The sequence below is a fragment of the Cohnella sp. CFH 77786 genome (assembly GCF_019400745.1).
Classification (GTDB): domain Bacteria; phylum Bacillota; class Bacilli; order Paenibacillales; family Paenibacillaceae; genus Cohnella.
Window position 1 is genome coordinate 390,276 of the sequence record NZ_WJIB01000001.1, and the last position, 26,235, is coordinate 416,510.

General features: G+C 57.5%; 16 protein-coding genes. All 16 read right to left on the reverse strand.

Going from position 1 to position 26,235, the window contains the following annotated elements:
* Positions 1–8: 8 nt before the first annotated feature.
* A complete protein-coding gene (locus GE107_RS01885) occupies positions 9–902 on the reverse strand; it encodes a carbohydrate ABC transporter permease (RefSeq protein ID WP_219637769.1) in 894 nt (297 codons plus the stop codon).
* Positions 903–906: 4 nt separating this feature from the next.
* Positions 907–2,274: an ABC transporter substrate-binding protein gene (locus tag GE107_RS01890; RefSeq protein WP_219637770.1), complete on the reverse strand. Its 1,368-nt coding sequence runs from the start codon at positions 2,272–2,274 to the stop codon at positions 907–909.
* 90 nt (positions 2,275–2,364) lie between these two features.
* Complete coding sequence (locus tag GE107_RS01895) at positions 2,365–3,951, reverse strand: response regulator transcription factor (protein WP_219637771.1); 1,587 nt, start codon at positions 3,949–3,951, stop codon at positions 2,365–2,367.
* The gene (locus GE107_RS26955; RefSeq protein WP_219637772.1) at positions 3,920–5,758 is read right to left on the reverse strand and encodes a cache domain-containing sensor histidine kinase; all 1,839 of its coding nucleotides are present in this window, start codon (positions 5,756–5,758) and stop codon (positions 3,920–3,922) included. The genes GE107_RS01895 and GE107_RS26955 overlap by 32 nt, the downstream gene beginning before the upstream one ends.
* Before the next feature lie 111 nt (positions 5,759–5,869).
* Positions 5,870–6,958, reverse strand: a complete 1,089-nt coding sequence (locus GE107_RS01905) for a response regulator (RefSeq protein WP_219637773.1) — start codon at positions 6,956–6,958, stop codon at positions 5,870–5,872.
* Positions 6,955–8,775, reverse strand: a complete 1,821-nt coding sequence (locus tag GE107_RS01910) for a cache domain-containing sensor histidine kinase (protein WP_219637774.1) — start codon at positions 8,773–8,775, stop codon at positions 6,955–6,957. The genes GE107_RS01905 and GE107_RS01910 overlap by 4 nt, the downstream gene beginning before the upstream one ends.
* A gap of 103 nt (positions 8,776–8,878) precedes the next feature.
* Entirely contained in the window at positions 8,879–10,435 is a 1,557-nt protein-coding gene (locus GE107_RS01915) for an extracellular solute-binding protein (RefSeq protein ID WP_219637775.1), read from the reverse strand.
* A 63-nt stretch (positions 10,436–10,498) separates the two neighbouring features.
* A complete protein-coding gene (locus GE107_RS01920; protein ID WP_219637776.1) occupies positions 10,499–11,377 on the reverse strand; it encodes a carbohydrate ABC transporter permease in 879 nt (292 codons plus the stop codon).
* Positions 11,378–11,395: 18 nt separating this feature from the next.
* Entirely contained in the window at positions 11,396–12,358 is a 963-nt protein-coding gene (locus GE107_RS01925) for an ABC transporter permease (RefSeq protein WP_255570091.1), read from the reverse strand.
* A gap of 52 nt (positions 12,359–12,410) precedes the next feature.
* Complete coding sequence (locus tag GE107_RS01930; protein ID WP_219637777.1) at positions 12,411–13,523, reverse strand: SGNH/GDSL hydrolase family protein; 1,113 nt, start codon at positions 13,521–13,523, stop codon at positions 12,411–12,413.
* Positions 13,524–13,536: 13 nt separating this feature from the next.
* Positions 13,537–14,823, reverse strand: coding sequence for a DUF455 family protein (locus tag GE107_RS01935; protein WP_219637778.1), 1,287 nt, complete (start codon positions 14,821–14,823; stop codon positions 13,537–13,539).
* Positions 14,816–16,114, reverse strand: coding sequence for a hypothetical protein (locus GE107_RS01940; RefSeq protein WP_219637779.1), 1,299 nt, complete (start codon positions 16,112–16,114; stop codon positions 14,816–14,818). The genes GE107_RS01935 and GE107_RS01940 overlap by 8 nt, the downstream gene beginning before the upstream one ends.
* Before the next feature lie 108 nt (positions 16,115–16,222).
* Positions 16,223–18,745: a right-handed parallel beta-helix repeat-containing protein gene (locus tag GE107_RS01945; RefSeq protein WP_219637780.1), complete on the reverse strand. Its 2,523-nt coding sequence runs from the start codon at positions 18,743–18,745 to the stop codon at positions 16,223–16,225.
* Positions 18,746–18,808: 63 nt separating this feature from the next.
* On the reverse strand, positions 18,809–22,123 hold the full coding sequence (locus GE107_RS26910) for an alpha/beta fold hydrolase (RefSeq protein WP_304516348.1): 3,315 nt from the start codon (positions 22,121–22,123) through the stop codon (positions 18,809–18,811).
* A gap of 1,583 nt (positions 22,124–23,706) precedes the next feature.
* Positions 23,707–24,828, reverse strand: coding sequence for a cell division protein FtsZ (gene ftsZ, locus GE107_RS01965; protein ID WP_219637781.1), 1,122 nt, complete (start codon positions 24,826–24,828; stop codon positions 23,707–23,709).
* 48 nt (positions 24,829–24,876) lie between these two features.
* Positions 24,877–26,121, reverse strand: a complete 1,245-nt coding sequence (ftsA, locus tag GE107_RS01970; protein ID WP_219637782.1) for a cell division protein FtsA — start codon at positions 26,119–26,121, stop codon at positions 24,877–24,879.
* Positions 26,122–26,235: the final 114 nt, after the last annotated feature.

Here is a 26,235-nt window from a genome sequence, read left to right on the forward strand (position 1 = left end):
GATACCTCCTAATCTTCCGGGTCCGATCGGAACAACCGCAGTTGCACGACCGATATGGCGAGCACGATGATGAAATAAACGAAAGCGGCCGCCAACGCATAGCCCAGATCCATGTGGTGGAACGCCGTCTCGTAAATATGCTGCACGACCGTCCGCGTAGCTCCGGCCGGACCGCCCGCCGTCACGACGTATACCGGAATGAAGATCCTTAAAGCGTCCATCGTCGTGATGATCAGGACGAAAGCGATCGTTCTTCGCATGAGCGGCAGCGTGACGTGGACGAGTTTCCGAAACCGGCTCGCGCCGTCGACGTCCGCCGCTTCATAGTAGTCCCCGGGAATCTGTCCCAGCCCCGCCAGGAAAATGATCATGAAATACCCCGCGGCATGCCAGATGCCGAGCAGGATGATGCCGTACATCGCGATGCCCGGATCGGACAGGAAGTCGAGCCGCGGTCCGCCGAACGCGCGAAGAACGATGTTCAGCATGCCGTATTCGCTGTTGTAGATCAGGCGGAAAACGGCCGACGCGATGACGAAAGAAACGACGACGGGCAAGAAATAAACCGTCCGGAAAAAGCCGATGCCGGGCAATCTCCGCTGCACCAGCAGCGCCAAGGCGAACGCGATGACGGTCTGGACAGGGATAACGACGATGCCGAAAAAGAAGGAATGACCGAGCGAATGCCAGAATGGAGCGTCCTCCAGCAGCCTTGCGTAGTTGGCGAGGCCGACGAAATCGGCGCCCGGCCGGATCAGATTGCTGTCGCTGAAACTCAGGCAGAACGCCCGCAGCATCGGGTAAAACATGAACACGGCCAGCAGGATGAGGGACGGCGCTGTGAACAGCCACGCCGCCGCGATTTCCCGGTTCCGGTAACTGAAACGGTGCTGCATCCCCATCTGCCTACTTCACCTGAGCCAATGCCGTATCGATCTTTTTCACGGCTTTCTCCACCGCTTCGTCGACGCTGTGGTTGCCGATGCCGATTTCCTCGAACAGCTCGCGGATCGTTTCGCTGATGACCGGATACGCAGGCGTAACCGGACGCGGATGCGCATACTTCACGGACTGCCCCGCGAACACGTTCAGCGGGTACTGGTTCAGCTCGGGGATCGCGTCCACCGTGGACTGCCGCGCGGGCAAATTGCCCGTTCCCTTGTACCACTCCACGGCCCCGTCCACGCCGGTGACCCAGTTGATGAACATCCACGACTCCTTCGGATGCTTGGATTGCGAAGTAATCGCGAGGTTCCAGCTGCCCATCGGCGTCGCCTGCCTGGCGTTCTTCGGCAGCGGCATGATGTCGAAATCTTCGCCGAGCTTGAAATCGGGGTATTTGGATTTCAGGCTGTTCAGGTACCCCGGAGATTGGATGTCGATGGCCACTTTGCCGTTGGGCAGCGGATCCTGAGGCAGCTCCTTGGGCGATACCTTGTACTCGTTGAACAGCTTGCGGACGAATTCGAGCGCGCTCTTGGACTCGGACGAATCCAGGTAGCCGCGGGACGTTTTCCCGTCGGGACTGATGATTTCCCCGCCCGCCTGCCAAATCCAAGGCATCTCTCCGTACGGCGGCGCTTCTCCTCCGGTAAAGCCTTTGAAGATCGGATTCAACCCGTAAACCCCTTTGGCGGGATCTGTCAGCTTCTTCGCCGCGTCCAGCAGCTGTTCCCAAGCGAGCGGCTCATCCGGGTTCTTGGACGGGAGAGGAATGCCTTTCTCCTCGAACATTTTTTTGTTGTAGAAAAGCACGAGGCTGTGGTTCTGAAGCGGAGCCGCGTAAATATGGTCCTTGTAGGTGATGCTGCCCAGCACCGGCTTCAGGATGTCGTCCTTGTCGCCGTCCGCGTTCATGTACTCGTCAAGAGGAATGATCGCTTCCTGACTCGCGTACGAGGCGATCGTGGGCGCGTCGACCGCCATGATGTCCGGCGCGCTCTGCCCCGCCATGGCCGTGCGGATCTTCGTCTCGTATTGCTCGGCCGGAATGAGCTCGAGTTTTACCGTGATATGCGGATACTTCTTCTGGAACGAATCGATCAGCGCGCGGATCGTTTTCGTTTCATTGTCGTTCTCGTAACGCCAATGGGTGATTTCCACTTTCTCCGGCTCCGCGGAGGCGGACGGAGACGCCGAGGCCGGCGAAGAGGAGGAGGGTGCGGATGCTTGGGCGGACGGTTTCCCGCCGCTTCCGCCCCCGCAGCCGGCGATCAGCATGCAGAGGGCAAGAATGGCGGCAAGCGTGATTCTGTTTCTCGGATTGGCCTTCATTGTCGTTTCCCCTTTCGAATCGGATGGATTGCCTTTTCAGCGTAAGGGAACGGGTGAAGCCGGGGAATCCGCTGGCATCGGAAGTCCGCTTTAGAAATGATCGGTTTTTCGGAGGCGGTGCTGGGAAGGGCTTTCTCCGTAGCGTTTTTTGAATGCCGTGCTGAAATAGCTCGGATTGGCGTACCCGCAGAGCTCCCCGATTTCCGCCAGCGGAACGTCGGTTTGCAGCAGCAGCCTGGCCGCTTTGGCGAGACGCGCTTCGGCGATGTAGTCGCTGAAAGGTTGGCCCACATAGGTACGGAACAATTCCGAGAAATAGGAAGGGTTGTAGTGGTATCGTTCGGCCAGCAGCGTTAACGTAATGTCGCTGGCCAAGTTGTCGTCGATGAAGGCTTTGACCTCTTCGAACAATGGCTTGTCCTTGGTCTCGCCGGCTCGGGAGATACGTTCCATGATGAAGTCCGCGATGTTTTCCAGCCGCTCCCTCGCTTGAAGCCAACTGCCCGCGTTCCAGATCCAATCGGGCTGAAGCCACGTTCGCTGTTCCGGCGGCAAGGAAATTTCATGTTCCAGAGCCGCCGATTCCAGCGCTAAGCAGGCGTAGAAAACCGTGCGCGACAGCATGCGCGGAGAGTGCCGTTCGGCCGAAGCGAGCAGCGAATTCAGCCTGTCCATGAACGCCTCTTTCTTGCCGGTTTTCAACAAGTAGACGAGCTGCCGCTCCATCTCCGGCGTCATCAGCGATTCGACCGGTGCTTCGCAGGCCGGCGTACGTTCCTTCTCCTGCCTTTCGCTCCAATCAAGCAAAGCGGCAAGATACCCGTGCTTCCATTCCCGGAACCCCCGTACCGTCCTGCCGAAGCCGGCGGCCGTCCCGAACCCGAGGAAATGTTCGATCGTTTCCCGGATCCCGCGCACCCGATCCTGCATGCGGGTGTCGGCCGCTTCTCCGTCTTCGTCCGGCACGGAAACCGCCATTTGCATCAAATGGGGAAACGCGGGGTCGCGGAAGACAAGCGATTCCGTCTCCCCGCCGCCCGCAAGCTCCCGGCACAGCAGCTCGAACGGCAGCCGGTACGGCTTCCGGCCCGGATCGGTACCCATGTCGATAACCGCGAACCGCACTTCTCGGCCGTCCCAATCTTCCAAGCCGATCCTCCGCGCTTCTTCGAGAAACCCGCCCGGCGCGTCGACCGAGTCTTTGACGCAGAACAGCACGAACTGCTCGCGCAACGCAACCAGATTCCGGGAAAGCTGCCACTCCATGCGACGCTTATCTTTCAGGGCAGCACGCTCGCCGTCAAGATCGCGGACAGCCTTCCTCAAGGATTCGACGAGCTCCACCTGGACGACGGGCTTGAGCAAGTAATCCTTCGCCTGATGCCGCACCGCCGCTTTGGCGTATTGAAAATCGTCATATCCGGTCAGTACGATCAGCTTCGTATTCGGATAATGCCCGGAACAGGCTTGGAGAAATTCCACGCCGTTCATGAGCGGCATATGCATGTCCGTGATCACGAGGTCGAACGTATCCGCCTCCAAGAGGGCCATTGCTTCCTGACCGTTGGAAGCCTCCCCGCCCACGGCCAAACCGAGCTCCGGCCAGTCCACTTTCATCACGATGCCCCGCCGGATTTCCGGCTCGTCATCCACGATCAGCACGCGATACGGAGCCATCTTCCAACCTCCTTCCCGGCAACTTCAGGATGATGCGGGTCCCTTCCCCGACGCGGGATTCGATCGCTGCCGAGAAAGCTTCCCCGTAATAAAGCGAGCAGCGGGCCAGCACGTTTCGCAGACCGATCCGCCTCCCGGGCGCGTCCAGCACGCCGGTTCCTTGCGTGCGCCGTATATCCCAGGCGATTTCCTTGACCGCCGTTTCGGGCATGCCGCACCCGTTATCCTCGACTTCCAGGATTATGCCGTCCGTCTCCGGATCCTCCCGGCATCGGATCGCCACGACGGCGCTCTCTTGGCTGCCGGCGCTGTACTTCACCGCGTTTTCCACGATGGGCTGCAGCACGAATTTCAGAACCGGCCGGGGAATGACGGCAGGGTCCGCATCCACCTCGATCTGGAGACGATCGGAGAAACGCATCCGCAGAATGGAGACATAGTGTTCGATATACTTGATCTCCTCGCCCAATGCGATCTCGTCGCGCCGCGTATCCAGGGAGAAGCGAAGCATGCGGCCGAGCGATTCGATAACCCGGACGGCGTCCCGGCTCCGCTTTTGCAGGGTGAGGCTGCTGATTACTTCGAGCGTATTGTAGAGAAAATGGGGATTGATCTGCATGAGCAGCGCCTTGTATTCCGCGTCTTGTCGGCGCAGGTTCATCTCGAATTCCAGCTTGATATGTTCCTGGAGCTGGCCGACCATCGTCAGGAAGCTGTTCGCCGCGAAGCCGACTTCCGATTTGGACCGGGAAACCGGCCGCGCGATTTTCTCCGCCCGGGCGAAATCTCCCTTCTGGATTTGGCGCATTGCGAGCGTCAAGCGGCTGAGCGGTTTGACGATGCCGGAGGAGAGCGCCGCCGCCGCGACGACGGTAGCCGCCAGCAGGATCGCAAGAATGATCAGCATCGTGGTATTCAGATTCGTCAGCTTCCGGTACAGCTCGGCTTCCGGCACGAGCCCGACGAGAACCCAGTCCTTCACCTTCTGCGTGCGGTAGAAGAGGAACTTGTTTCCTTCGTCCGACTTCAGCAACGACATGCCGGAAACCTGCTTCCGCTTGCGCAGCTCGGGCAAGGCCCCGCGGATTTGCTCCAGCAGCTGCGGAGCGCCTTGGTCCAGCACGGGCTCGCCGTCCCAATCGAGCAAGAAGAACCGGCTGCTCGGGCCCGCTCCGATCTGCCCGAGAGGCGTTTGGAGGAGATCCGCCCGGAAATTGACCTTGAGCAGGCTGTCGGCTTTCTGGGGGTGGTACACGCCCAGCGGAAATACCAGGCTGATGATCGGAACGCCCTGCATGGCGGGGGATTGGTAAGGATCGTTGTGCACGGTGGCCCACTGCCGGCCCCGTTCCATGAAGTCCCGGTACCACGGGGCGCGGACGAAGCCGCCGTCGCGGAAAATCCGGTCTTGCGTGCCGATGGAAATCCCCTTGCGGTGAAACACCGATACGGAGGAAATAACGGAATAATTCGCGGCGGTTAAGGTGAGAAATTGGCGCATTTTCAAATCGGCCAGCATCTTTTCGTCTTCCGGCAAGCTGGCGTCCGCCCGGGCGGTCAGCCAGCTCTTCGTGGCCTCGCTGTTGAACACGAGATTGGCGAAATCCTCGATTTGCGTGACGACCGTCTGAACGGAGAAGGTATATTGATCCATCGACCCCTTTACGGCGTTCTCCAGCACGTCGCCGATCATGCCCCGCGCCTGGCGGGACATGACGAAATAAACCGCGAGAAAGGAGACGATCAGCAGCAAGGCAATCGTGAGGCCCAATCGGCTTCTCAGGGAGTATAACAGCGAAGTCCCCACCTTCCCGGTCTATGCTAGTCCCATTATACCATCCGTCGTTTTCGGGGCGTTTTCGCTATTTTCAGGTTCGCGCTTTTCATTTGATAGCCTGAGCAAGGCGTGAATGAAAAGTCAGCTCTCCATTCTTTTCTTGTATTCGGCCGGAGCCAGACCGAAGTGTTCCTTGAACAGCTGGGAGAAATGAACGCTGTTGTCGTAGCCGACATCTCCGGCGATTTCGTAAACTTTTTTGTGCGTTTGGAGCAGGAGCTCTCTTGCTTTGGACATTCGTATGGAGACAAGATAGTTCCAAATCGTATGGCCCGTCGCTTTCTTAAACAAGATCGCGATATAATTCCGGCTGACCATCGCCTCGTCCGCAAGCTCCTGCAGCGTGATTTTCTCGGCATAATGCCGATCGATATAGCGCTTCACGGCCTCCACCGCCTTGCGCGTCGGCTGGTCGCCGGCTGCCGCGCGCGTTTCGCACAACCGGCCAGCCCCTTCCTCCAGCCGGCGTACCGCGCAAAGCCGGTAATAGCTCCTCAGCTTTTCATGGGGAATCGTCACATCCCCAAGTCCCGAATCGATGCCTTCCTCCAGCTCGATTTCCAGCTTCTCTTTGCTCAGTTCTTCCTTGACGAGGCCGAGCCATTCCATGGCGAGCATGCTCAAATAATGATATTGCCCGCCGATCCAGCTTTCCAGCATTTCCAACGTGTCCACGACCAGCAAAGGCAACGTTTCGTATTGAGCCGTCCGGATTTGTCTGACCCAGCGTTCCAGCATGTCCATATGATGCGGCAGCCTCTTCAGCATGAGGCGCGAGGCGTAATCGAAACGCGATTCGCTCGACTTGCCGTGCGTTCGCAGAATGGCTTCATGAAGCGCTTCGCGGCTAACCGGCTTGAGCACGTAATCCGCCGCCCCCAGCTTCAAGCTTTGCTGCACGTAACCGAAATCGTCATAGCTGGATACGACGATGCAGGTGACCCAGGGATACTGGAGATTGATGCGGCGAATGAGCTCCAATCCGTCCATTTTGGGCATTCGAACGTCGGTGATGCACATATCCGCATAATATTGTCCAAGCCAATCCATCGCTTCTTCCCCGTTGGAGACGGTCCCGGATACAAGATGGATATCGGACAAATCTTCGATCACTTTGCTCAGGCTGGAACGGATGAGCGGCTCGTCGTCCACGATCAGAATTCGGTTCATCCGGCCCTGCCCTCCTCCATGTGCCGGCGTACGGCCGGGAATGTCAACGTAACGACGGCGCCCCTCGGTTCCGAATTGCCGACGGCGATCGCGGCGAGCCGGGGCAAATAATACATGTTAAGCCGATAGTTCACGTTTAAAATACCGACCTGCTTGATTTCCTCATAGTTTTCGGCCCGATTCTCCGCCCCCAGCTGCATCCGCAGCCGACGCAGGACCTCGGGCTTGAAGCCTTGGCCGTTATCTTGAATCCGGATCTGAACTTGCCCATCGCGGAGCTCGGCGCTTATCGAGATGTGAATGGATTCGCCTGCCGTCTCGATTCCGTGCTTGACCGCGTTCTCCACCATCGGCTGAAGCAGCGCTTTCAAGCAAAGCATCTCCTCGCACTGCTTTTCCATCCGAATCTCGAAGGTCAAAGCGTCTCGATACCGGATCCGGCATATTTTCAAATAGTCCAGCATATGGTTGATTTCTTCCTGCAGCGTAACGATCGTGTCCCGGTAATTGGAGGTGTATCTCAGCATATTGGACAAATTGACGGTCGTTTGTTCAATGTCCCGATGATCCGACAATATCGCCATGGAATGAATGGATTCGAGAGCGTTGTAAAGAAAATGCGAGTTGATTTGCGACTGCAGCGCCGAAAGCACCGCTTTTTGCTGCCGCATCTTCGATTCCGCCAGCTGCTGGACGTTCTCGTCCAGGTGCTCGAGCATCCGGTTAAACGATCGGCTGAGGTCGGTAAGCTCGTCATTGCCGTCAATCGGCAGCCGCCTGCTGAAGTCGCCAAGCTGCGTTCGTTTCATCATCCGGCGCAAACGCGTGATTCGCTTCGTAATCGGGGTCATGAACGCGTATACGAGCAAGAGGGCCAGAATCAGACCGGCGATGGCGATGGCGATCGTCACCGTCTTCACCCGCTCCACGCTGCCGGCCGCGGTTGGGTAGTCCACGACGGCGATCGATTTCCACTGCATATCCGGCAACGTTTCGAAGACGACCATTTCGCTCGTTCCCTCCACGAAAAACGAGCCGTTGCTTTGCCCCGCCATTCGAGCTTGCCAATCGGCCGGGAGCGACTGCGCGATTTTGGTTTCGTCGGGATGTACGATGATCTGGCCCTCTTGATCCGCGATCATGCTCACGGAATTCTGGCCCAGCTCTATCTCTTGCAAAATGGCTTGAACCGGCTCCAGGGAAACGTCCATTTTCAAATACCCGGCATCGTTGAATTTTCCGAACCGCTTGACCATGCTCATGACCAGATAGGCTTGCTTCTCTTGCTTTTCGTTTAAGTAATAGGGGTTCGTCACTACGCGCATGAGCACCTTGTCCGTCTTGTCGGCTTCCTTGATCCAAGGTTCAAGATCGAGGGAATATTCGTTCAGCAAAGAATAGCGGGTGGTGAAATGATATTCGTTGCCGCGATCCGACTTGAGCGTGATCGACATGATTTCGGGATGGCGGAAGACGAGGGGCAGAATATAGTTTCGCTGCATCCCGCTGCCGTCCGAACGGCCGTAATAATATTGATAGAAACCGAACTTGTTTTCCGGATCGAGCTTCAGCCATTCTTCGAATTCGCGGCTTGTCCCGAGCTGCAGGTAACCCTGCTCGTATTCCTGGTAATACCTTTCCAAATTGAGATTCGCCTGCTTCAAGATTTGCGAGCTGAACTTCACGATATCGGCTTTGACGGACTTGGAGATTTCCCGATAGGAGAACCAAGCGATCGAAGCGACGATCACGATGATGACGAGCGTAAAAGAAAGCATCAATTTCACCTTGAGCGATTGCCTGACCCGATTCATCATCCCGGATGCCCCCTCTTGTCTCTCATTGTAATCGGCGCCTGAATGGCAGGAAAGAGCATGAAGGAGATTCATGCTCTTTCCTGTTTCACGAATCGGGACTTCGTTACTTCCGGTTCTGGTTGTACCACTCCGTACGGGACTTGATCAACTCCGCTCCTCCTTGCGATTTCCATGCTTCGACGAACGATTGGTAATCCGCGGTCGACGCCTGGCCGAGGATGAGCTTGGCCGCGTTCTCCCGGAACATCGTAACCATGTTGTAGTCGTTCTCGATCGGCGGCATGCCGATCGTTTCGACTTTGAAGCCTTGCTCGTTCGCGATCTTGAACGCCGTATTGATTTTCAAGCTGGCTTGTTCGTCGTTCAGGCGAGCGTTCGACAACTCTTGATTGAAGCCATGGATCCGGAACAGATTGCGCAGCCACTTCAACTCTTCGTCATGGGCGTTGTCATACACCTTTTTGCCGCCTTCGACTTGATAGGTCTGCCCTTCGATGCCGAGCTCCGTGAAGACTTGGCCCTCTTCGCTGATCAGCCAGTCGAGTAGGCGCACGATCGCTTCCGGATCTTTCGCTTGACTCGTGACGGTAAACGTCTTCCCGACGGGGCTCCACCGCGTGCCGACCGGTCCATCGTATCCCGTCCCCTTCGGCGTGGGGATCGCCATCACGTTCGGTTTCGCGTCCGGAAGGCTCGCCGCCAGATCCTGCTGCCACTGCCAGGCCAGGTTGGGGGCGTGAGCCCACATGCCGACCAATCCGGATTTGATCTTCTGCTCCCAGACAGCCCTGTTGTTGGTCAGGAATTCGGAATCGAGCAGCTTCTCCTTGTACATCGTTTGGAGGTATTCCAGCCCTTTAACCATGTTGGGATGAACGTTGCCGAGAATGACCTCGTCGTTGTACAGCGTTTCGGAATAGAAGGAGCCTACCCCCCACATCCCGAAAATCGGTTCGCCCCAGGTGATGTTTTCGCGCATCGTGAACGGAATTTCGTCCTTCTTCTTGTTCCCGTTCGGGTCGCCGTCCCGGAAAGCCCTCATGACGTTCAGCAATTCGTCGGAGGTGGTCGGAACCTTGAGGTTCAACTTATCCAGCCAATCCTGGCGAATGAACAGGATTTGTCCTTCCGCCGTCTCGGTTGGCTGCGGTATGGAGTATATTTTCCCCTGCACGGTCACCGCGTCCCACGTAGCTTGCGGGATATATTTTCGCAAATTCGCTCCGTGCTTCTCGACCAAATCGTTAAGCGCAATGACTTTGCCGCCTTCGATCAGTTCCGGCTCCGGCCCGGACCAGCTCTGATAGACGTCGGGAAAATCGCCGGACGCGAATTTCAGCTTTAACGTTTCCTCGTATTTCGCATGCGGCAGGAACTCGATTTCCAGATCGGTGTTCGTTTTTTCCTCGATGTATTTCAGAAGCAGATCGTCTTTCTCCGGCACCTTGTCGTTCATATCCGACATGAAAATCTTGATGACGGCCGGATCCGGCTTGGCCGGTTCCGAAGCGGGAGGCGTTGCGGAGACGGTGGCCGAGGCCGTGTTTCCGCCGCTTGCCGCGGAGTTCTTCGCCTCCCCGCTGCCGGAACTGCATGCCGCCATCAGGGCGGCCAACAAAGCGATTGCTAAGAACGGGACCATCCGCTTACTCGTGTTCATTCCTGCTTCCCCCTATGAAATGGTTATGTGATATGGCTGGAAGCCATCGTTCACCGTACTTCGTCACTCTTTCACGGATCCGATCAAAGCGCCTTTCACGAAATGCTTCTGGATAAAGGGATAGATGGCCAAAACGGGAACGGTCGCCACCATGACCGTAGCCATCTGCAGCCCTTGGGGCGACATGCCGGTAGAAGCTTCGGTCACCTGGGACAGCATCTCGCTGACGTTGTTTTGCGCGACGATCGTGTACAGGTACAGCTGCAAGGGGCGCATGTCATGCTTGGTGATGAACAACAGCGCGCTGTAGTAATTGTTCCAATGCTGAACCGCATAGAACAGCATCAACGTGAACATGATGGGTTTGGAAAGCGGTACCGCGATATGCCAAACCATGCGGAATTCGGTCATGCCGTCCACCCTGGCCGCCTCGAACAGCTCTTCGGGAAGCGAGCGGAAGAAGGTCAGGCATAGGAGCAGGTTAAACGCGCTCACGGCCAGCGGGACGATTAAGGCCCATAGGGTGTTCAGCATGCCGAGCGATTTGACGACCAGATAGGTCGGAATGATCGGCGCGTAGAAAATCAGGGTGAACACGATGACGAACAAGACCACCCTGCGTCCTCTCAAATAGCTTTTCGAGAGCGGATACGCCGTCAAAACCGTCAAAACCATGTTGATCAGCGTGCCGACGGCAACCACGAACAACGTATTCTTGAACGATGTCCACACCATTTCGTTGCGGAATACGGCCATATAGTTGTCGAAATGAAAGCCGACGGGCCATAACCCGACCTCGGCATGGATGAGCGCGTTGTTCGAGCTGAACGAGCTTGCGAGGACGTGAGCCATCGGCAGCAAAATCAGGACGCAGGCCAGAGCGAGAACGATCGCGTTGCACGCGTCGAACGCCACCTCGCCCGGATGTCTTCTCGTTTTCATTGCGTTCTCGCCCCCTTTCTAGAAGATGCTCTCTCCTGTAGCGGCTTTGCTGGTCCGATTCGCGATCAGGAGCAACAGCAGGCCTGCAACGGATTTGAACAAGCCGATCGCGGTCGTTAAGCTGTACTGGCCCTGCACGATCCCTTCCCGATACGTGTACGTATCCAGGACGTCCCCCGTCTGATACGTGATCGGGTTGAGGAACACGTAAATCTGCTCGAAGCCGAGATCGAGAATGTGCCCGATTTTGAGCAGCAGAAGAAGCATGACCGTCGGCAGAATGCCCGGAAACGTAATATGGACAAGCTGCTTCCATCGTCCCGCGCCATCGATCTTGGCCGCCTCGTACAACGAAGGACTGATTCCGGACAAGGCGGCGAGAAAGATGATCGCGTTCCAACCCATTTCCTTCCATATACTGGAGGAGATGATGATGGTGCGGAAATACCCGGGCTCTTGCAGAAAATGCACCGGCTCCGCCCCCAGCGAGACGATCGCCTGATTGATCAATCCGATTTGCGGAGACATCAGCATGTAGCCCAATCCGCCGATAATGACCCATGACAGGAAATGGGGCATGTACAGGATCGTCTGAACCGTCCGCTTAAACGCCATGTTCCGGACTTCGCCAAGCAGCAAGGCCAGCACGATCGGCGCGGGGAAGACGAAGAGGATCTGGTAAAAGCTGATGATCAGCGTGTTCGACAGCAGCCGGGTGAATTGGGGGTAGTGAAAAAACTGCTCGAACCACTTCCACCCCACCCATTCGCTGCGCAGAATGCCTTTAAAGATGTTGAAGTCCTGAAAAGCGATGACGCTTCCCAATATCGGAACATATTTAAAAATCGCAAAGTAGAGCATCCCGGGAACCAACATGAGATACAACGCCCGATGCCGGAGCATTAAGCGGAGGAAGGACGGCTGTCCCGTAGTCGCCTGCGGTTCCGCAACCCGCCTGCCGATCAACTTCGTGGTTTGCATGGCATATCCCTTTCGCCCGTTCATTCTGAAATCCCGATCTCTTACGTTCGCCTCACGGGAGCACTCCGACCCATGCCAGGCAAAATTGGGTTCCTTCGCATCCCTCGCGGTTTCCGTGGATAACCTCCACTTCGCACCGGTGTTCTCCCCGCTCAAGTTCTTCCGCCAGCGCATTCAGAACGAACCAGCCTCTGTCCCCGCACCATGAGGGCCGCTCCCGGTTCGACTCCCGCCATTCGCCGCCGTCGATGCGGTAACGGAACTCCGCGGACCGTTTGCCGAAATCGAAACCGAGGTATAACGCCGTGCCGCGAAACGGGAATTCCAGCCCGGACCCGATCGACGACGTGTACAGCACTTGCTCCGCCCATGGCGCATAAGGCCATCTTCTGAGCGACCATATGCCCTTGCATCGAACGGAATCCAGGGATAAGAGCTGCGCATCCTCCCAATGGCCGGGGGTGATCGGTTCGGGGAGTTCCCTGCGGACCGAGACCGTAAACGAATCCGGCCCGCTTGCGTTCGCGCGGAGCTCCTCCCGCGCCAGAAATTCCATGACGCAGCTGCCATAGCTGAAGCTTCCTCTGCCGTCGGGATGAAGCCCGTCGGGAAGCCATTCCTCCCAGCGCATGCGGCCGCGCTTCACTTCTTCCCAGGCATGCAAGCCCGCCCATGCCGAACCGATGCCGTAATGCTCCGCCAGCCTTTCGAATTCTTCGATCGAGGGCGGGAGACGCCCGCCCGCCATATCCTCGTACATCTGTTGGCTGTAAGCGTAAACGAGCACGACGTCCCGCTTCCCGTCCTTCAGCAGCTTGCGGATCAGCCCTTCCCGGGTCTTCATCCGTTTCGCCGCCGGTTCGTGCTCGTCGTTCACGGCGAATTCGACGAAGACGAGATCGCAGCCTCTCGAGATCAGATCCCGTTCCGCCCGGAAAACGGCCAAGTCGCTTCCGGTCGCGCTGATGGCGGCATTCTCGACCCGGATCCGCAAGCCTTCGTAGCGCTCCGCCAGCCCATGAACGACCGTTTCCGGCCAGTTTCCATGGCATTTGCGCGCGTCCGTAATCGAACCTCCGATAAAACCGACCGTAATCCCGCCTAAGCCGATGCTCTCGAACGTATGCGCCAGCGGCGCGCGATGGCGGTAGACCTCCAGCTTCATAGGCGCGGGCTCCTTAATACGAATCGTAGTTCAATTCCACCGTGGAGAACCCGCAGAAGGCCGGGAAGCTCTTGACGAGACGCCGGATCTCCTCCTCGTCTCCCGCTTCCAGCTGCTTCAATCTGCGGACGCGCGCCCGCTCGGACATTTCCTCCGCCGTGATCATGTCTCCTAGCTGCCGGTACAGCTCCGGCCCCCACTTCTTGCCGAAGTCGACGTGTTTGCGCTCGTCGGCCATATCGAACTCGCAATGCGCCGCGGACAGCTCGTCGCCGAAACGCCGGAACGCTTCCGCGCTTTTCTTCTTCTTGATGAAGGAGCACGGCTCGGCCACCATGGTTAGACCGGCGTACATCTCCGCGAACCATTCCCGGGCGACCTTCCCGCCCGGCGAGCCTTTGGTGAACAGAAAATCCTTCGTGCTGCAGCCCAGCTGCCGCAGCCTTCGGACGCCCATCTCGCTGTGCCGGAACTCGTCCCAATTGTGGCGGGCCAGATCGTAATAGAACGCCAGGGGCATTTTTTGCACCCCATAGTACACATAACACAGCATCTCCGCGGCGCTGATCTCCGTGGCATTGATGAAATGCATCTGCTTCACGCTGTCGTGGAGCGGCGACATGGAGGGATCATCGTACGCTCGCTGCGCTCTCTCCGGCTTCACGTACAACGGAAACTCCTCGTCGTCCCATGCCGATTCCGAGGGAACGGGGCCGGCCGGCTGCGACACGGGATGCTGAGGCCAGCGCGCTTTGCCGGAAGGCTGGCGATTTCCTTTTTCCAGTTCGTTGTTCATGCAAACCCATACGGCCGCCGTATACGCTGTCCATGTTTCGCTCGGTTTCGAGACAGCGGAACGAAGCTCACCGCTTAGCCAGTCGCGGACGGCAGGCAGCGCTCCCATGGCCAATTCGAGCTGATCCGCCGTCGGCATATCCAGCAACGGGTCAAGCGTTTCGTACAGCTGTCTGTATTGGGCGTAAACCTGATCGACGGCGAACAAGTACGCGTACAGGAAATCGGCTTCGCCCGCCGCCGTGGACAATCGCTCAAACGCTTCCCGAATGACGGGGGGCGTTCCCCGCTTCTCCTGAAACACGCCCGGCAGCTCCCGGATCCGCTCGTGCAGCCAGCGTACGTTCCGGTTGTGGACGTAATGAAACCGGCCAAGCTTAAGCTTATGCTCATAGCGTCTTACAGCGGGCACCCACCCTGCCGCCATCCGGGACAATTCGAATTCGTGCCATAAGATCGCGGTCAACCGGTTCGCCGTATCTTCCGGCCTTAAGATCTCAGTCATCCTTCTCCCACTCCCGCGGCTCCGGCATTCCGCCGCCGCCGATGATTCGTTCCAGCAGCCGTCCGTTCGTAACCGCCACTTCCGCGGCGAACTCCTCGTACGTCTCGTCGTCGGCATTCAGCAGGCCGTAGTTCCCGATCAGTCCGCTGCGGTTCGAATAGTCGTACAAGGCAAACCAATGCGTTCCCACCACATATGGCAGCCCGGCGGCCAGCTCCACGAAGTTCTTGTACGCTTCCGCCCGCCGCTTCTGGTCCTTGACGATGACCTTCCTCGCTCCGTTCGTATTGTACAGAAAGCCTGCGCTCCGTCCGGCGCAGAAGCTGAACTCCGTGACCATGAACGGCTTGTTCGTCAACCTGTGCACGTCCGCCATCCACTTCAGGGGAAGGTCGAAGCTGTAGAAATTCACCGAGATGACGTCGACGTAGCGCTTCATGACCTCAAGCACGATTTTCGGCGTTCCGGTCCCGACCATTCGGCAGCCCAAGTGAAGACGGTTCGGGTCGTACATCCGCAAAATCTTCGTCGTCGTTTCGAAATACGTTTGGGCAATTTCGCCTAAGAACGCGCGTTTCAGCTCTTCCAATACGTCCCGGTCGGCACGGTAGACCCCAATGTAGAGCAGGTCGTCGAAGTGCGCATATTCCGCGTCCCAAGCGCGGTTCAACTCTTCGATCGTATCGTAGCGCTGCCGGACGAAGGCGACCCATGCTTGCTTTCCGGGAGCATCCGCGGGCAGGTCGATATAATCGTCTACGAGGTGCGTGTCGTTATACCCTTCGCCTGGATCGTTGCTGCCCCATTTTCCTCCCGTTCCCCACCAATGAAGCTCGTTGTCGGTATAGTAGCCGATCAAGCCCTCATCCTTCAGCAAAGCTTCGCCTTTCTCATAGAAGCATTCCAGCATCGCTTTATGGATGGAAGCCGCGAAGCTGGGGTCGAACACATCCGGGAATCCGACGCCCCACTCGTGGTTCACCTTCTTGGCGTAGCGGGAGCAGCGGATTTCCACCGTTTTCGGAATCCCGTTGCCCCAATAATGCTTTTCATGCCAAGCGCCGAGCGTATTAAAGCCCCAAGACGCGGTCTGCCGAAGCTTCTCCTCCGCCCACCTGGCATGCCAACGGTCCGTGCCGCCGTACTTCCGTACCAGATCGACGGATCGTGTGCCAGGCGTGTCCAAAATCGGATTCCATACGCAATTGACGCCGAGGGAGTAGAACGGCCGGTTGTCCCCGTCGAAAAACAGATATCGGCCGTCCTTCTGCCCGATGCGAAAATATCCCATGCTGCACCTATCTTTCCGATCTTTGATCTGCTTCGTCTTACCTGCGATCATTGTATCGGAACCGTTCGCAAATCCGAATGAGGGGATATATCGAAATCGATCGGGATATTATCGGGTTTGACGCCCCGGGACCGGCTCGATCGTAAGCGCATCGCTGACGAGATACGGGCTGTCGACTTCGAATACGAGCTGCTGGGGAACCGCATTGACCAGCTTCAGCGGAACGACCGCGCGCCCATCCGGACCGAAGGCGATCTCGACCGTCGTGGCCTCACCCTTGAGCTGCTCTCCAGCGAACTTGCCCGCCGTGCCGTTTCCGTTTTCGTTTCCATGCGTCGCATAGCCTCGGATCGTCACCTTTTTGGTGCCTTGGAAAACGTAATCCGTCGCCGGATAATCCGGCTTGGCGAATCGGAGCGTGAGCTGGATCTCCTCTCCGAGCCCCGGATTCGTCTTCTCCGCGGAAGACTGCAAGGTTACGTTGCCGGTCCTGCGATGGGAAAGCAGCCAAGCCATGTATTCCCGTACCGAATAGAACTTCGTATCCCACTGGCTGTGCCCGACGCCCGGGACGACCGTGAGCAGCGCGTTCCCGCCCGCCCCGTTAACCGCATTGACCGCGGCCTGGCTGCCCCAGGAAAGCGCGATGACGTTGTCGTCGCTCCCGTGCAAGGCGCGGATCGGGATTTGAGCCAGCTTGTCCAGCTTGCCCGGACTCATGTCGCTAAGCCCGCCCGCGATCGGCATCAAGGCGGCGTACTGCGCGGCGAAATGGCCTCCCCAATTCCATGTAATGTAGCCGCCTGCCGACAATCCCGTCATGTACCAGCGCTGCGGGTCGACGTTGAACTCTTCGGCCACCCGCTGGGCCTGCTCGTTCCAGAACTTGGCTTCTTCCGGTGAATTCCCGCCCCGCTGCGGCATGTAGATAATCGCCTGCTGAAGCTCGGGCGTATTGCCGATGGCCGGCCCGATTCCCACCTCCGTCTGCTTGACCCCGTCCGTTCCCGTCTCCCCCGCTCCGTGATGGAAGACGATCATCGGCCACGAGACGCTCGGGTCGTAGTTTGCCGGAATGTAGAGGGCGTATTTTCGTTCCGTATTCTGATAGATGACCGTTCGGGTTACGAATTCAACATGGGTCCTTTCCAGCGCTCCGGCGTCGTACCCTGCCCCCGAGGGCCGCTTCACGCCACTGTAATCCTTCATGACCAAATCGCTCCATGGCTGGCCGGACAGTTCCAAACCGGTGTCGATCGCCGGAGAACCCTTCTGCAGGCCGTAATTTCCGTTCTGCGGATCGACGAAACGGACCGCCGCGAGATTGTTCGTCGTATAGTTGTGACTGTAAGTCAAATCGGTGTCGGGGTATCTTAGCCGGATGTATTCTTGGCCTGAAGTCCCGGCCGCGCCTTCCCGGACGATCAGATTGTTGTAAGCCGTATTGCCGGCATTCTTAGGGGCTTGGTTCCAGAAATAAATGCCGGTCAAGCCGGAATTCACGATCGTATTGTGCATGATGTGAATCGGACTGCCGTCGAACACCGGATCGTTCGGGTTCGTGAAGCCGGTCTCCGACAAGCTGATGATGCCGGCGTCCTCGGACCGGACGATCACGTTGTTGAAGATGCGGGCATCTCCGCGCCCCTTGTAATGCACGCCCGCTCCCGTCCCGTTCACGATCGTGTTGTCGTAGAAATCTCCCGCCGTTCCCGGATTGATCTCCAGTCCGTTCATATGAAATTGCTGGCGAGCCAGGCCGTAATTTTCGATCCGGTTGCCGTACACCTTCACGCCTTTGGTCGCCGCGGAGATTTGCAAGCCGTCCAGCTTCGTATCTTTGATCACGTTGTCGTACACTTCAAGACCTTCCAGCGCATGCGGCCACAGCTTGCCGCAGCTTTGCTGGTATCCCTGCGCATAAGCGAAGTGGCCGATATACATGCCTTCGCCGGAGGTGTCATGCACGTAATTGCCGCGAACGACCGTATTCCTCTGCACGAAACCAGGCTGAATGTCTGCCGTCGGGCGCTGCGTCGTATTCGGCGCGCTGCAGGTGGGATCCGTCTTCAGCATCAGCCCGGCGAATCCGGCTCCGAACACCTCCACGTTCTCTACGGTGTAGTCAGTGCTGTTCGAAGTCACCATGAGCGCGGAAGCGCCGCCGTTGCCTCCCGTGCTTAAGCGGAACCCGTACCTCGCGCCGCCGTCCCCCGTACCCGTCAGAACGAAATGGGAGGAGAACGTGATTTTCAATGCGTATAAGCCGTTATACGCGCTGTTGCCGGGATCGGTCTTGATTTCCACAACCCCGCCATGATTGATGAACGTAATCGGCGCATCCTGCGTCCCGTTGAACTTGGTCAAGTGCAGGATTTCGGGACGGACGCCGGCTTCGATGCATACCGTATCTCCCGGCTGAACGCCCATTTCCTCGCCGTTCCACAGTCTCTGGGCATTGGAGGCAATCGTGGCGTCGCATGCGATCTCGACCGAGCCCGGCCCGGTACCGGGTCCGATACCGTCCGCATTCGCCCGGGAAATAGGTTCCCCGATTCCGAATGCGCTTGCAGCGAGCCATATAACCAGTACGCCGATGACTGTCCTTTTCCATCCCCTACGTTTACCCATCTCACCCATTTCTCCTCTCATCGAAATCTGATCTGATCGTATCCATTCTGCCTGTCCCAGTCGTTAATGCGACTCGAACGCGCCAACGTCGAATCCCAGCCCCTGCGGGCGGCTGACGCCGTCGAAATCGAACGTGGCCCCTTGGCCGGATAGATCCGTGCCTGGATCGACGGCCGGCGAGCCGGACTGCAGCCGGTAGTTGCCGCCGGCCGCATCGACGAATTGCGGCGTCGCGAGCGAGGAGTACGTCAGATTGTCGTCGGAATTCCAGGTTCCGGTGCCGTCGTACCGGATATAGGTGCTGCTGCCCAGGCTCGTATCGACGATCAGATTGTTGTACACGCTGCCGGGTCCCGCGAGCTGATTTCTGACCTCAATACCGTCACCGCCCGAATTGATGATGGTATTGTTCCAGAAATGCATCCCGTCCGTCGTATTGTTCGGGTCGCCGGGCCTGAGCTGATCTTGGCTGAAGATGCCGTCGCCGCCCGCGTCGACGACGATATTGTTGAAAATCTGCGTTCCCGGCAAACCTTGGTTGTGAATGCCGATGCCGGTTCCTTGTTTGACGAGGTTGTTGTAGAACTTGCCTCTCGTGCCGGGATTGATTTCGATAGCTTTATCCTGGTACGTCACATTGTTCAACCCATACCTTAAAACTTGGTTGTCGTAAACTTCGACGTCATCCGTCGCGGATCCGATCTGAATGCCTTCCCTCCCCGAGTCCGTGACCAAATTGTCGTAGATGCGCACGCCTTCCAGCGTATGCGGGTAAATCGTGTCGTTGCCCCCGACGCCATCGCAATTAAAGCGGGTGTCCCCCAAATAATAAGACATCCCCGCGTAGATCCCCTCGCCGCCTACGTCGTGAATGTAATTGTGATGGACTCTCGTATCGTACTGGGTGAAGTGGCCCTGCTGCGTCGCGACATCGCAAGTCGTCTCGGTCTTAAGAAGAAAACCGGCGAATCCGCCGCTCGTCGCGGACGCTTCGATATGATCGAGCTCATAGTTCGTGCTGAAGCTGCCCACGACGACCGCGGATTCCCCGTTCGTGTGGGAATTGACCTTAATTCCGTACGTGTATGCAGGGTCCCCTGTTCCCGTCACGCGGAAATATTTGGAATTTAAGAAAATGAGAGCATGTTTGCTATGATTGATTTCCACTTTACCGCCGTAATTGATGAACGTGATCGGCCGCGCCGCCGTGCCCTCGAAATCGGTGAATTTCAGCCTTCCGCGCTGCCCGGCCGCGATGCACACCGTATCGCCGGGTTGGGCGTTCAGCGTGTCGCCATCGTAATCGGTCGCGGCGTTTAACGGAATCGTGATGTCGCATTGGATGACCGCCGGCGTTGCCGCGCTGGCCGCGCTGCTGTCAGCCGAAATATTGCCGGCCGCGTCGTAAGCCTGAACCTTGTACGCGTATGCGGTCGAAGGGCTTAAGCCGGTATCGCTGTAGGAGGTCGTGGTCGTCGTCGCGATCTGCGCATTGTTGCGGAATACCTTGTAACCGGTCACGCCTACGTTGTCGGTTGAAGCTGTCCAGGTCAAGTTGATCGCGCTGCTGGAAACGGCCGTCGCCGACAGATTGGCCGGCGCCGTCGGCGCCTGCGCATCGATGGCTTCCACGAGCACATTGTCGTATTTGGCGCTGCCGAAGTACGTTCGCAGCCCGATTTTGCCCGCAGCGAGGGGCGTTGCGGACGTATCCGTGGCCGTGCCCCGAAATTGTCCGTCGATATACACCTGGATTCGGTTTCCGACGAACTTCATCATCAAGCGGTTATAGTTGGACGTGTTTGTCGCATACGTTCCCCTTGCAAGCTCCGTCCAGGCGTTCTGATCGTTCTTGAACACCGCCCAGTAGGTTCCGTCGACGTGGAGCTGGTAATATCGATTGTTCGCGGCCATCCTCCCCACTATCGCGGCCTCGCTGCCCGAGGTTCTCTTCACGTCCGCGGAAACCTGATAATCCGTCCAAGCCGCTTGCCCGGCCGAGACGACATGCTGTCCCGTTGCGCTCGATTGGGAATAGACGTGGCCTGCCCCTTCCGCTGCGACCGACCAATCCGAGGCCGTTCCCGCGACCGACGTCCATTGCCCCGCTCCGTTCTCGAAATCGTCGCCGAACTGCGGCGGCGTACTGGCGGTCAACGTCGTGGCGCTCGCTTGCGCGCTTGCCGCGGACAGATTGTTCGCCGCGTCATAAGCCTTTACGGTGTAGGTATACGCTGTCGAAGCGCTTAGATTGGTATGACTGAAAGACGTGGTTGTCGTGGTGCCGACCTCCGTGCCGGATCCGTTATAGACGCGGTAGCCGGTGACCCCAACGTTGTCGGCCGATGCCGTCCAGCTCAGATCGATCTGACTGCTGGAAACCGCCGTCGCCATTAAGTTGGCCGGGGCGTTCGGCGCCGTGATATCGATGGGACCGTTCAACGTTTGGGAGAGCAGCCAGTTCCACAGGTCCGGATTGTGGTAAGCCTCGTACCAGCCGCCATGCGCGGTACTGTCATACAACGTAATCGAAGGATGTTTGCTGCCCGGATGAACGACGCCGTCGCTCCACACCCAGCCGTTCGCCGCGTCGAATCGGGCCGTTCGGGTCATGTCCGTGTCATTCCAATTGCCGGGCGGAACATATCCCGGATCGTTGATTTTCGGATGCGTCGCCAGAAGGTTGGTCGGAGAGGTGCCCAAGATATCGCCCGCAATATCGTTGACCCAATTGATCGAGCGGTTGGCGTTGATCGAGCGGTCCCCCCAGTTATGGAACGCCCATGTCGGCACTCCGCTGATATTGCCGCTTGGGGTCGTCTCGTTGCCCGCGATGGGGACGATGCCCGCGAGCTTCTGGGGATACGCCGCCGCATACCGCCATACGCCTCCGCCGCCCATGCTCAGTCCGGTCAAGTACACCCGATCCGGGTCCACCTGGTAATGGCTCTTGACGAATTCGACAACGGTATCGACTTTCGTCGGATTGAAATAATTATCGGTTCCGCTGACCTGCGGGGAGATGACGACGAAAGGATAGTCCTCTCCGTCGTTGATGTATTTCGGAAGACCGTCTTCCAGCAGCTTCGACAACCCGGTTCCGTCGTCTTTCTGGCCAAAACCGTGCAGGAAAATCACAACCGGCCATTCTACGTTCGGATCGTCGCCGTAACCTTCCGGCAAATATTCGTAGTACGCATAGGCGGTCGTATTCGTCCCTCCTTTGGGGATCGGCGTATGCGTGCTCGGACTTGCCGCGTGGGCGGAGAAGGAAGGATAACCCGTAAACAACAGCAACAGCACCAGTGCCAGCAAAAAGGCATTCCTTTGTATCGTCTTGTTCTCCCCTCGTTTCGATGCAACTGCAGAATCAAACATAAATGTTTCAGCCTCCTCCATATGATTGGAAACGCTTTCATATCTCATTGCTAATTATAAACGTCTCCTTGGCTATAATCTCTGAGGGAATATATCAAAATGAATCGGCATATTACCGACTTTAACCGCTCGTCAGGCCTAATTCTTCAACCCTTTTCAACCGCCGGTCCTCAAGCAAATCCCTGCTTCCGGTCGGCGGAACTGCGACCGTGCATTCCATGTATCATAACCACCGGCTTTGACGGCGGGTCCATCAGCGCTATATGGGCATTTTGCAAGCATGCACCTATAAAGCGAACTGTAAAGTCTGCCAACCGCGTGTTGCCACGGGCTAGCCCATGAGAAGGGACTAGTTGCACGCTCTTTTTCACCGACTCACGCGTCACGGGGCCATCTGTTCCTTCTTCGTGAGTCATTCAGACTTGAGCAACTGGATATGCTTGCTCTGCGCCAGAATAGACGGTTTTCCGTATCCGCGCTACAAGTCTCCGCTCTGCTTAATTCTGAGGGATTACTCGCAATTTTCGTGCATCCCGCTTTCCTAAGTTAAATTCTGTAGTATTACTCGAAATTTTCGTGCATCCCCGCTTTCCTTAGTCAAATTCTGTAGTAGAACTCGAAATTTTCGGATATCTCTACGCTGCCGGGTAGCCTCTTAAGTTTATGAAATGACCCCTCATAGCGATAAGCAGTTCCCGAAACCCCGGTCGAACTGGGGAGTTTCAAATGTAAAAGACCGCTTGCGCGGTCCTGCTTTCTCAAACATACCTACAGCACACCTAAGGATTTCGCAGAAATAACGTCTCCGGAAGTCACTACAGCGCTCCGAGTCGGGGGTTTCGCAGAAATAACATCTCCGGAGGTCACTACAGTGCTCGTAGTCGGGGATTTCGCCGAAATAACGTCTCCGGAAGTCACTACAGCATTCGAGTTGGGGATTTCGCAGAAATAACGTCTCCGGAAGTCACTCAGTTCTCGTAGTCGGGGATTTCGCAGAAATAACGTCTCCGGAAGTCACTACAGCGCTCCCAGTCGGGGATTTCGCAGAAATAACGCCTCCGGAAGTCACTACAGCGCTCCGAGTCGGGGATTTCGCAGAAATAACGTCTCCGGAAGTCACTACAGCGCTCCCAGTCGGGGATTTCGCAGAAATAACGTCTCCGGAAGTCACTACAGCGCTTCCAGTCGGGGATTTCGCAGAAATAACGTCTCCGGAAGTCACTACAGCGCTCCCAGTCGGGGATTTCGCAGAAATAACGTCTCCAGGAGTCACTACAGCGCTTCGAGTCGGGGATTTCGCAGAAATAACGTCTCCGGGAGTCACTACAGCGCTTCGAGTCGGGGATTTCGCAGAAATAACGTCTCCGGAAGTCACTACAGTGCTCGTAGCTCCGCAAGACCAACCTATAAGTCGCAAACTCCGCTTCCCAAGGCGAGCAGAACATGAAACGGGAGCGCCAGAATCGTAAACGGATCCCCTCTCACTTCCACCATACCACTCCCTGGAAACTTATAAACTCTAGAAGTCAAAAAAAAAGACGGCCGTATGGCCGTCTCAAAGGACCTGCTCGATGTAAATACCGTTACCGGTCGCGCGGGCGGTTCCGGAGGAACGCCGGGATGTCGAGCTGGTCGCTCGAAAGGTTCTGGCTGCCGAACGGACGGAGATTGCTTGCCGGACGAACGTCCGAACCCGAGGAAACCTGCGGGGCTTCCGCCGGCATCGGAGATGACGGACGGCGGGTCGGTCCTTTATGTTCGAAGCCGGTGGCAATCACCGTTACTTTGATATCTTCTTTCATCGAGTCGTCGATGCTGGCGCCGAAAATCATGTTGACTTCGGGATCGCAGGCCGCAATGACGATTTCGGCCGCTTCGTTGACCTCGTACAGCGACAGGTTGGAGCCGCCGGTGATGTTCATGATGACGCCGCGAGCTCCGTCGATTGACGTTTCGAGCAGCGGGCTCATGATCGCCTTGCGGGCCGCTTCCGTCGCGCGGTTCTCGCCGTTCGCGGTTCCAATGCCCATCAAAGCGGAGCCCCGTTCGGTCATGATCGTCTTCACGTCGGCGAAGTCCAGGTTGATCAGTCCGGGCACGGCGATCAAGTCGGAAATGCCCTGAACAGCCTGCATAAGCACGTTGTCCGCGATGCGGAACGCTTCGGTCATCGGCGTCTTCTTATCGACGATCTCGAGAAGGCGGTCGTTCGGGATCACGATGAGCGTATCGACTTTTTCCTTCAACGCTTCGATGCCGAGTTCGGCATGCTGCGAACGCCTCCGGCCCTCGAACGTGAAGGGGCGCGTGACGACGCCGACCGTCAGGGCTCCGCTTTCCTTGGCCAATTCCGCAATGACCGGAGCGGCGCCGGTTCCGGTGCCGCCGCCCATACCAGCGGTAACGAATACCATGTCCGATCCGCGCATCGTATTCTGGATAAACTCCCGGGATTCTTCAGCCGCCTTCTTGCCGACTTCCGGGTTGGCTCCCGCGCCGAGACCCCGGGTGAGCTTGTCCCCGATTTGCAGCTTCTGCTCGGACTTCGTGAGCTGCAGCGCCTGCGCGTCCGTATTCACGGTGATGAAGTCGACGCCCTTGACGCCGTTCTCGATCATCCGGTTCACCGCGTTGCTGCCGCCGCCTCCGACACCGATGACCTTGATTTTCGCGAGCGGTTCCATTTCAAAATCGAACTCCAACATGTTCCCTAACTCCTCCTCGCTTCGCTTGGACCTTCCGTAAGCGGCGGCTTATATGAATTCCTTGAATAAGTTCTTGAACCATTCCTTGACCCCGGGCCGCGGCGCGACCGCGCCGGCCGCCTGCTTCGCCTTCGAGGGTCTTTTGGCCGGGGACGCCCCGCGGCTTCTGAAATACTTGGTGACGTACTGAATCATGCCGACCCCGCTGCTGAACGAAGGATCCCGCACGCCGATATAATCGGGCACCGCGATCCGGACGCTGGCCTCCAGCTCGCTCTGGGCAAGGGGCAGCACGCTCGGCATGGACACCGATCCGCCCGTCAGGACGTATCCGTTGATCTTGTCGAGATAGCCGAGGCGCCTAACTTCCTGGCGAACCATCTGGAATATTTCCTGCATGCGGGGCTCGATGATGTTGGCGAGATCCACCTGGGAGAACTCCTTCTCCACGTTCGTCCCGACCCGCATCACCTTGAACTTCTGGTCCTCCGCGGCATCTTCCACGCGGGCGCAGCCGAATTTGAGCTTGATCTTCTCGGCATGCTCCGTCTGCGTCTTGAGTCCGTAGCAGATATCGCTCGTTACGTAATCCCCGCCGATGGGCAGCGTGGAGACAGCGGCCAGGCTTCCGCCTTCGAACACCGCGAGCGTCGTGGAGCCCGCGCCGATGTCGACCAGGACGGTGCCCATTTGCTTCTCGTCCTTGGACAGCGCCATCATGCCGGAAGCGAGCGACATCAGGATGATGCCGGAAATCCGCAAACCGGCTTTCTCCACGCAGCGCATCAGGTTATGTACGGCCGCTTTCGTTCCGGTGATGATCGTGCATTCCACTTCCAGCCGGACGCCGATCATGCCCCGCGGGTCCTGGATGTCTCCCAATCCGTCCACCAAAAATTGTTTCGGAACGAGATTGATGATTTCCCTTTCGGGCGGAAGCGCAACTACGCGGGCGGCTTGCATGACCCGCTCGATGTCCTCCTGGCCGATTTCCCGGTCTTCGTTGGAAACGGCGACGACGCCGTGATTCGTCTGCAGGGCGATATGGTTGCCGGCGATGCCGACGTACACTTCGTCGATCGTGATGCCGACCATGCGCTCGGCGTGGTCGACCGCGCTCTTGATGGATTGAACGGTCTGGTCAATATCGACAATGGCGCCTTTGCGGATGCCTTCCGAATCCGCGGATCCGACGCCAATGATGTTAATGGCCCCGTTGCTGATTTCCCCGATAATCACCCGGATCTTGGACGTACCGATATCCAGGCTGACGATGAGGTCGTTGCTGCTCAAACGGTGGCACCTCCCGTAGATCGATGAAAATGAGAGCGATGAAGGGATATATCCATATGTTTATTCCACATTCGCGAGGTTTTCCCTCTTTTTTCTACAATTTTTTTATCCTAT